The sequence below is a fragment of the Sporosarcina sp. NCCP-2222 genome (genome assembly GCF_023168145.1).
In the GTDB taxonomy this organism is placed as follows: Bacteria; Bacillota; Bacilli; order Bacillales_A; family Planococcaceae; genus Sporosarcina.
Genome location: NZ_BQYK01000006.1, coordinates 209,994 through 219,050 on the forward strand (window position 1 = coordinate 209,994; position 9,057 = coordinate 219,050).

Here is a 9,057-nt window from a genome sequence, read left to right on the forward strand (position 1 = left end):
AACTCGCCTCACTTAGGACGGAGCGCACTGGATGCTGTGGAGCTCATGAATGTTGGAGTGCAATATTTACGGGAACATATCATTCCCGAAGCGCGAATACACTATGCTATCACAAATACAGGAGGCATTTCGCCGAATGTCGTGCAGGCAGATGCCGAAGTGCTTTATTTAGTTCGCGCACCGAAAGTGGATCAAGTTGATGCGATTTATAAGAGAGTCTGCAAAATTGCAGAAGGCGCTGCTTTAATGACGGAAACGGATTTGACGATCGAATTTGACAAAGCGTGTTCTAATTACATACCGAATCGTGCGCTGGAACGGCTTTTGTATGACAGTCTAGTCGAAATTGGAGTCGAACCGCCGACAGATGAGGAAACCGAGTTTGCAAAGCAAATTTTTAATTCCATGACGGCAGGGGAACAAAAAGACTTCTTGAATGGCATGAGAGGATTTGGCTATGAAGGTGATGGCAGCGAGTTTGAAGGGAAATATATTTCGGATGTCATTTCCCCTTACGTTGAATCGGATGGTATTTTAGCAGGCTCCACAGATGTGTCAGATGTCAGCTGGGTTGTTCCAACAGCTCAACTTTCCACGTCAACATCGGCGCTCGGCACACCACTCCATACTTGGCAAATGACGAGCCAAGGCCTATCATCCAACGCCCATAAAGGCATGTTCCGCGCGGCTGGTTCGATGGCGCTCACCGGCATTAAACTGCTAGCAAATCCAGGGCAATTGGATGCTGTTAAGGACGAGTTTAAGGCTTTCTCACAGAAACATCCATACACATGTCCAATTCCAAAGGACGTACGGCCATCTCCACTTCAGAAGGCCTGAAAGTAAAACTATTATAATCGAATCGAGGGGAAGTACATGGAAACTACGAAGAAACAAGGTTTTTTCAGTAAAATCCTGAATGGCATCGAGAAAGTCGGAAATAAACTTCCAGATCCATTCATTTTGTTCAGCATCTTGGCAGTGTCTGTAATTATCGCATCTTGGATTTTTAGTTTGTTCAACGCATCTGTTATTCACCCGGGAACCGGAGAGACACTTGCCATCAAGAACTTGGCTTCTGGCGAAGGGCTGCAATATATCCTTACTTCCATGGTGACGAACTTCACCGGCTTTGCTCCCCTCGGCATTGTTCTAGCAATGATGCTTGGTATTGGGTTAACAGAAAAAGTAGGAATGCTCGACTATGCAATTAAGAAAACCATTATGAAATCCCCTCCTGCCCTTCTGACGTATTCTGTTGCATTCGTTGGGATTATGGGGAACTTGGCTTCCGACGCTGCGATGTTATTGATTCCACCATTGGCTGCCATGGTATTCTACCGTGTCGGTCGGCACCCACTTGCGGGCCTTGCCGTAGGCTATGCTTCTTCTGGAGCTGGATTCACTGCGAACTTATTCATTGTTGGTACGGATACGTTGCTTGCCGGCATCTCGACAGAAGCGGCAAGAATTGTGGATGATTCTATCACTGTACATCCTACAGATAACTGGTTTTTTAACATTGTGTCCGTTTTTGTCTTAACTTTTCTTGCTGGTTTCATTACCTCCCGTTTTATCGAACCACGGCTTGGAAAATATAAAGGCGATGCTGTGGAGATGGATGTCGAAGAGGAAGATCCGAAAGCAGGCAAAGGGTTCCGAAATGCTGTCATTGCCGGTCTTCTCTATATTATCGTGCTCGTTGTAGCCATTGCTTGGCCGGACAGCCCGTTGCGCGGCGAAGATGGAAAATTGGTTCCATCTCCATTTATTTCAGGAATTGTACCGATTATTTTATTCCTATTTTTAACTGTGGGTATCACATATGGTGTCACTGTCGGGAAAATTAAAAGCGGAAAAGACGTTGCTGGTTATATGGCGGAAGCCATGAAGGACATGGCTGGCTATATTGTACTCATCTTTGCAATCTCCCAGTTTATCGCTTACTTTAACTGGTCCAATATTGGAACATGGATTGCCGTTAACGGCGCGGAATTCTTGACGGAAATTAACTTCACAGGAATGGGACTGATCATCGGATACATCATTTTCACTGCATTGATGAATTTCCTCATCACGTCTGGTTCTGCAAAATGGGCGCTAGAAGCACCAATTTTCGTTCCGATGTTTATGCAGTTGAACTACCATCCGGCCTTTACGCAGGTTGCATACCGGATTGCCGATTCTTCGACGAATATTATTACGCCGCTCATGCCGTACATGCCTGTAGTTCTATCATTCATGCAGAAGTATGATAAGAAAGCCGGTATCGGAACATTGATTTCCTTAATGATTCCTTACTCCATTAGCTTCCTTGTCGTATGGATCATCTTAATACTCATTTTCTTCTATGCAGGCATTCCATTCGGGCCAGGTGTAACACCGTTTTTGAATTAATTAAGGATGAGGTGAATCGTGCGTGGAAACAGATTTAAAAGAACAGCTCGTGGCATGGCGGCGGGATTTTCACCGCCATCCTGAGCAAGGCTTCCTAGAGCTCCGGACGGCTTCCATCGTCGCCGGAGAACTGGATCGCCTCGGCTATACGTTGAAAACCGGCCTTGACGTAATGGATCCTGATCAAATGATGGGAAGGCCAAATCAACAGGCTATTGAAAAGCAGTTGGAATGGGCTCGCCAACATGGTGCTAATTTGGAGTATCTTGACCGTTTTCAGGAAGGCTATACGGGCATCGTAGCAGAATGGGATACTGAAAAACCCGGGCCAGTTACAACATTCCGAGTCGATATGGATGCCCTTCCTATTGTGGAAAGTGATGATGCAGGACATTTTCCACATCAGCTCGGTTTCAGATCAACAGTCCATGGCTCCATGCATGCATGTGGCCATGACGCCCACACTTCGATTGGCCTGGGACTCGCCGTCCGTATTGCGGAAACGGCCGAAGCTTTCGGCGGCAAAATTCGGATCATTTTTCAGCCCGCAGAAGAAGGCACACGCGGCGCGAAGTCGATGACGGCAGCTGGCGTAGTGGATGGTACGGATTATTTCATCGCCTCCCACGTTGGTACAGGCGTCCCCCACCGGCATGTCGTGGCGGCCTCAAACGGATTCATGGCGACGACGAAGATGAACGTCACCTTCCGCGGAACAGCATCCCATGCGGGCGCTATGCCGGAAGAAGGTCAAAACGCCCTCCTGGCTGCCGCGAATGCCACTTTGAACTTGCATGCCATCTCTCGGCATTCTGGCGGTGCTTCTCGCGTCAATGTCGGCGAACTGCATGCCGGCAGCGGCCGAAATATCGTAGCAGACCTTGCGGAGATGAAAATTGAAACTCGAGGAGAAACATCCGATGTCAATCATTATGTCCGTGAACAGGCCGAAGCCATTATCAAAGGAGCTGCTGCCATGTACGGCGTCTCCTGCGACCTGGATATTGTCGGAGAAGCAATCAGCTGTAAATGCTCTCCGGAGCTGGCGGAAATAATCGTCGAGTGTGCAGCCCCTTCCCCATTTGTGGAACAGGTCGTGTTGGAAGATAATGCTTCTGCTGGTTCAGAGGATGCAACATACTTCATGCAACGCGTAAAAGAACAAGGCGGCCTGGCGACGTATTGCATCTTTGGCACAAACCTTGCAGCAGGTCACCATAATGAAAAATTTGATATCGATGAAGAATCGATGTTTGCCGGTGTCGATGTCTTGTACCGCGTTGCTCAACGATTGAATGCCTTAAAATAAGCGTGCCCCCCCTTCCTTTTGGCAATGGGGGTACTTTTCTTTTTCAGATTGCTACCTTGAGAAGATTTGTTCCTAGACAGCTACTCAAAGGTTTTACGTGATGAAAATGAATCGGTACTACATAGGAGGATTTTATTTCATTACTAGCCATGGAGTTTTGTTGCATGATCTGAATAAAAGATATCGACATTCTGTCAACCGATCAAGCACCACTCCCCTTCCCATACAAAGCCCCCTCCAGCTCCTTTTAACAAATCGCAACCACTTATCCCTTAAGATAATGCCTGCTGAAAGTAGCTACCGTTTCTACAATAATATATACGGCCATTCACCTCTCCCCCGCTTCAATCTGTTTTCAAATTACTTTCCTTTAGTGGTTTAATCATTACTTTCGCCAGATAACACAGCTGTTGTAGTTTCCCTGCCCATTCCTAATAGCTTAATCCTCGGATTTTTTCAGGACTAAAGGATTAGTTAAGGTTTTGAAAAGGAAGGGATAGATAGAAAGACTAGGATGGGTCTACTAATTGGAGGTTTGATTGCCAATAAATAATTTTTAAATACCTATTGAGCTAGTAGCATTGCGCTCCGATAATACTATTGGAGGCGATTAATTTGAAACGTATATCAGTCATTTTCTCTGCTATATTACTATCATTAGTTTTATTTTTACATCATCCTCACCTTTCTGAAGCAGCTATAACTTCAGCGCCTAAGTCCTATGAAATGATTAAAAATTCTCTTGTAAGCGGACAAACAACCGGCCGTTTTGAGACGAATGAACTGACCTATAAGCAAGTAGGAGACTTGATACACACAGTAGTGACAGAGAATCCGGCCATCCAATACTATGAAGGTGCCTCGATTCGCTCAGATGGACAGATACAGTATAAATATTCTGTCCCTGTCGATACAGTGGGTGCTAACCAAAAGTCCATGCAGGCAGAAGCCGATCGCGTGCTCCAATCGATCATTAAAACGGGCAGCTCCGACTTGGAAAAAGTCAAAGCAATTCATGATTATTTGATATTGCATGTTGCCTATGACTATGAAAACTTGAAGAATAACAGTCTGCCGCCTGATACCTATACTGCTTATGGGGCACTTGTGAAAAAAAGTGCAGTTTGTGAAGGCTATACAAAAGCCGCACAATTGCTTTTGGATCGGCTTGGAATCGAGAATCGATTTGTCGTCGGTTCAGCAGGCGGCGAACTCCATTCATGGAATGCTGTCAAATTGAACGGCAGCTGGTATATGATGGACATCACTTGGGACGACCCTGTTCCGGACAAGCCGGGTTATGTTCAATATACGTACTTCCTCGTCATGTCTGAACAACTTCGAAAAGACCATACGTGGAAGGAAGACGAGTATCCTGCAGCTACGAGCACAACATACGGATACTTCCATGATTTCGGACAAACTGTTGCAGTAGGCGATACTTTTTATTTCAGCAATCAAGCAGATAACAATAAACTATATAAAATCACTAAAGATGGAACGGGACGCCAGCGGGTCGGGAATGTCCGTGCACCTTACTTTGCCATCTACGGCTCGACTATCTACTTGAGCAACTACATGGATAGCGGCTACTTATACAAGATGGGACTGGACGGCAGCGGATTGACCCGTATGAATACGGTCCATTCTACGGCCATTCAAAATGACGGCAATCTCCTCTCCTATCGAAACGAAAAAACAGGCAAGCAAGAAACCATTACATTGAAAAAAGAAGTCCAGCCTGTCATCCCGTTCGGCGAAACAGTAACCGCAACGAAATTGTGGACGGTCACATTCAATACGAAAATTGACGCGGCTTCGGCAACAAACCACAATGTATTTGTCACATCAGCCGAAGGAAAAACAGTGCCTGTTAAAGTATCCGTACATCCGAAAGATCCTACCAAACTGCTCGTCTATCCGCCTGCTGGAAACTACGAGCGAAACCAAAACTATGTACTAACGATTGAGAAGGTAAAAACCCCAAGCGGTAAAATTCAATTTAAGCGGGCTTCCCACCCGTTCTATGTACAATGAACCACACGCACGCACGATGCCTTCGTGCGTGTTTTTTAATTCCCAGAAGGAAACTAGTTTTCAACTGCGACAAGGAGGGTATTTCCGCAATACAACGAATTTCAAGGAGGCACCATCATGAAAAAAATATTCATTGGAAGTTTCCCGACCCAAGAGCGCTTGATTTCAAAGATAAAAGAATTGCAGCGAAAAGGTGTAAAAGAGGATGATATGTACATTGTCATGAAAGATGACCTGGCTGTCGCCGAATTGAAAAGCCGCACCTCCCAAGACATCCATGGCACACCCTCTTCCTTTTTCAACCGTTTTCTCGGATTCATGGCCGGTGAAGATAACGTCCGCAGCATGCTGAAAGATGCCGGCTTCACCGACGAGGAGGCCAAACTCTATTACGATGCGGTTCAAGATGGCGCCATTCTTCTCTACATCGATGGGCAAATCGACAAAGAGATCCTACTCGACCAAGTCGCAGACGAGAGCCGTTACGGAGGATATGATCCCCTGACGCCAGAAGAAGTGCACCAGGAGCAACGGGATTTGTAGAAACATCAAAGAAACAGGCCGCTCGTTAGCAGAAACGAGCGGTTTTGATTTGATTCTGATTAAATACATGTGGTCAGCAGTGTCAAGTAGTTTCCTGGTAAGTGTAGGCATATACGAGCGATCATTTCTGTTAATCGAGCGGTTGGACAACAGATACGAGAGGTCACCTGGCATAATCGAGCGGTGGTATCTAGATAGGAGCGGTCCCCGGGATATACGAGTGGTTCGAGAACAAAAACGAGAGGTCACGAGGACTAATCGAGCGGTTCAAAAAAAGACAGAAGCAGCCTTTGCAAAACAGGATTTTTTGAAAACAGTTTTGGAAACTCTTGATGACTATAAACATGCGGTACTTCGTTCAATCGAGCACTTAATTAAGTATGTAAGAGCACTTCCTGACAAATTTAAGCACTCTTCTAGTTAATCTCGGACTTCCAAGTCTCATTCGAGTACTCTTTCATCGTACACTTCTAAAAGCAGCATCACCTTCTACAACAGCTGGTGAATGGAACTCACCTCCCCCCTGACAGCCCTTAACACCAAAACAAAAACAGGCCTCCAGAGCTTGACTCTGAGGAACCTGTTTGTTCAATCTATCATTTGTGCTTCTTCATGAATTTGTGTACTTGAGATTCAACCTTATCAACATGATCATCCGTCAGTTCTTTCTCAGGGTGTGGATGGAACCAGTCGATTTCCCCTTCATGGTAAATACCTTGGTAGTCGTTTCCTTCAATCGTTGTTTTGAATTGATGTCTTTCATGAATTTGGCCTTCAAACATTGGCTTCACTTCGAAGTCTTTCATTTATTCCACGCTCCTTCTACGTAATCTGTATATTTTAGTCATACCCCGTGAATTACTAAATACTCCCCAATCATTAATTTACATTAAATTACCAAACTACACTATATACGTTTCAATACTTTCCGGGCGCCGAGGAAAAGCCAGGTGCAAATGACGAAGGGCATCGTCAATGCGGACAGGCCAAATGGCAAGAGCATGGTGTCCACACTGGCAATAAGCGGTGCGGTCAAAAAAGCAGCAAGCATAGCAGAGACTGGGGCGAGCGGGTGGTGGCCATCTTTAAAGACAATCCCTACTGCAATGACTGTCAAAATTGCATTATAACCGTATAGCCCGAGATCAATGAGTGTATGTTCCGCTCCTAGCAAAAAGGCACCCGCCACGGCGACAACATTTCCCGCGATGGCGTACAGGCCAATGCGCCAGCCTGCCCAAAACAATCCGGCAAATAACAGGACGCCCGCAATGACGCCTTGCAGGAAAAAGACTTGGCCGATGCCACTGAAGAAGGCGTCCAACCAATCGATGGGACCCGCAATTTCCAATTGCCAATGGGATAAATCTTGGGGCACGACATTTTTTGTAATTCGGAATGTATCCAACCGGTAGGAAGCGAGCAGTACAATCCATGTAAGTAAAATGAACGGAAATGTCAGAACCGGGAGCCCGACATTTTTAAATAGATTCATCATGGAAGCGGTGAAAAGTGAAGCGATGAGTGCGCCGGTCAACGCGATGACCCAACTGAAAGTCCCTGTTAAAAAAAGTGTTACGGAAAGCCCCGTCAGCACCGAATTATATCCAAATAATCCTTGTTGGATCTGTTTTGGATCTGCACCGCCTAAATAGGCGACCCCCGCTCCAATAGCAGAAGACAAAAATGCGATGACGCCGAGTTCAATGGATGTTGTTAGGATAGCTGCCAAAAACAGCAGTCCAGTTACCCAGTTTTCAATCAGAATGACTTGAGAAATCCCATGTAATATGGTGATCCAAAGCGAAAATGGAAGATTTTCTTCGGTTGCCATTCGCATTTTTTTCTTTCGTATAATTTCTTTCATTTTCCTTCCCCACTCCCTAAATTCAAACCACATGTCCTATAGCATCTAGTAATAGAATGTTCGATTTCAAATGAATTATGTACATGCTTTTATTCACAGCTGGATATAAGGTGCTATTTCCTTGAAACACCGTATAATTCGTGAAGTTTTGGATAAGGTTAGGCATTGTCTAATTAACTACATATATAAGGAGGGGTATCGTTGTATTTAACACCGCGCGAAATAGATAAACTCCTGATCGTCGTTGCAGCCGATGTGGCCAGAAGACGCAAGGAAAGAGGGCTCAAACTAAATCATCCTGAAGCCGTTGCACTCATTACCCACGAAGTAATGGAAGGCGCTCGCGATGGAAAAACAGTCGCAGAGCTAATGCAATTTGGAGCCTCTATCCTGTCCAGTGAGGATGTTATGGACGGCGTTCCAGACATGATCCATGATGTCCAAGTCGAAGCGACTTTTCCCGACGGAACTAAACTGGTCACTGTGCACTATCCAGTCAAATAATAAGGAGGATCTCCATGAAACCAGGTGAAGTGTTTTTAAAGGAAGAAGAGGTTCTTTGCAACGCTGGCAAAACTGCCTCCAAGCTGTTCGTGAAAAACGTTGGAGACCGGCCAATCCAAGTAGGATCCCATTACCATTTCTACGAAGTCAATGAAGCTTTACAGTTCACACGGCAAGAAGCATACGGCAAACGGTTGAATGTACCAGCTGGCGCAGCAGTACGTTTTGAACCGGGAGATGAAAAGGAAATTGAACTGGTAGATTATGGCGGCGAACGAAAAGTATACGGCTTTCAAAACAAAGTAGATGGATCTCTTGATAAGGGGGATGGCAATGAGTTTTAAAATGCCTCGCGATCAGTATTCCCAAATGTATGGACCGACTACTGGCGATTCCATCC

At 45.5% G+C, this 9,057-nt stretch carries 9 protein-coding genes; 7 read left to right on the forward strand and 2 right to left on the reverse strand.

What is annotated here, in order from left to right:
• The 5 genes from NCCP2222_RS14360 to NCCP2222_RS14380 form a co-directional block, all read left to right on the forward strand.
• Window positions 1-840: zinc-binding metallopeptidase family protein (locus tag NCCP2222_RS14360; RefSeq protein ID WP_483882517.1), on the forward strand; the 840-nt coding region annotated here is incomplete at its 5' end.
• Window positions 841-876: 36 nt separating this feature from the next.
• The gene (locus NCCP2222_RS14365) at window positions 877-2,397 is read left to right on the forward strand and encodes an AbgT family transporter (RefSeq protein WP_248513031.1); all 1,521 of its coding nucleotides are present in this window, start codon (window positions 877-879) and stop codon (window positions 2,395-2,397) included.
• Between the two features lie 22 nt (window positions 2,398-2,419).
• On the forward strand, window positions 2,420-3,706 hold the full coding sequence (locus tag NCCP2222_RS14370; protein ID WP_248513032.1) for an amidohydrolase: 1,287 nt from the start codon (window positions 2,420-2,422) through the stop codon (window positions 3,704-3,706).
• 615 nt (window positions 3,707-4,321) lie between these two features.
• On the forward strand, window positions 4,322-5,743 hold the full coding sequence (locus tag NCCP2222_RS14375) for a transglutaminase domain-containing protein (RefSeq protein ID WP_248513033.1): 1,422 nt from the start codon (window positions 4,322-4,324) through the stop codon (window positions 5,741-5,743).
• Window positions 5,744-5,860: 117 nt separating this feature from the next.
• The gene (locus tag NCCP2222_RS14380; RefSeq protein WP_248513034.1) at window positions 5,861-6,286 is read left to right on the forward strand and encodes a YflT domain-containing protein; all 426 of its coding nucleotides are present in this window, start codon (window positions 5,861-5,863) and stop codon (window positions 6,284-6,286) included.
• A 596-nt stretch (window positions 6,287-6,882) separates the two neighbouring features.
• Here NCCP2222_RS14380 and NCCP2222_RS14385 read toward each other — a convergent pair.
• On the reverse strand, window positions 6,883-7,092 hold the full coding sequence (locus NCCP2222_RS14385) for a DUF5342 family protein (protein ID WP_248513035.1): 210 nt from the start codon (window positions 7,090-7,092) through the stop codon (window positions 6,883-6,885).
• 101 nt (window positions 7,093-7,193) lie between these two features.
• Window positions 7,194-8,153 carry an urea transporter gene (locus NCCP2222_RS14390; protein WP_248513036.1) on the reverse strand — a complete coding sequence of 320 codons (960 nt, stop codon included), beginning with the start codon at window positions 8,151-8,153 and terminating at the stop codon, window positions 7,194-7,196.
• 201 nt (window positions 8,154-8,354) lie between these two features.
• On the opposite strand from NCCP2222_RS14390, the gene NCCP2222_RS14395 reads away from it, so the two are divergent.
• Both NCCP2222_RS14395 and NCCP2222_RS14400 read left to right on the forward strand, forming a co-directional pair.
• The gene (locus NCCP2222_RS14395; protein WP_248513037.1) at window positions 8,355-8,657 is read left to right on the forward strand and encodes an urease subunit gamma; all 303 of its coding nucleotides are present in this window, start codon (window positions 8,355-8,357) and stop codon (window positions 8,655-8,657) included.
• 14 nt (window positions 8,658-8,671) lie between these two features.
• The gene (locus tag NCCP2222_RS14400; protein ID WP_248513038.1) at window positions 8,672-9,001 is read left to right on the forward strand and encodes an urease subunit beta; all 330 of its coding nucleotides are present in this window, start codon (window positions 8,672-8,674) and stop codon (window positions 8,999-9,001) included.
• The last annotated feature ends 56 nt before the right edge of the window (window positions 9,002-9,057 follow it).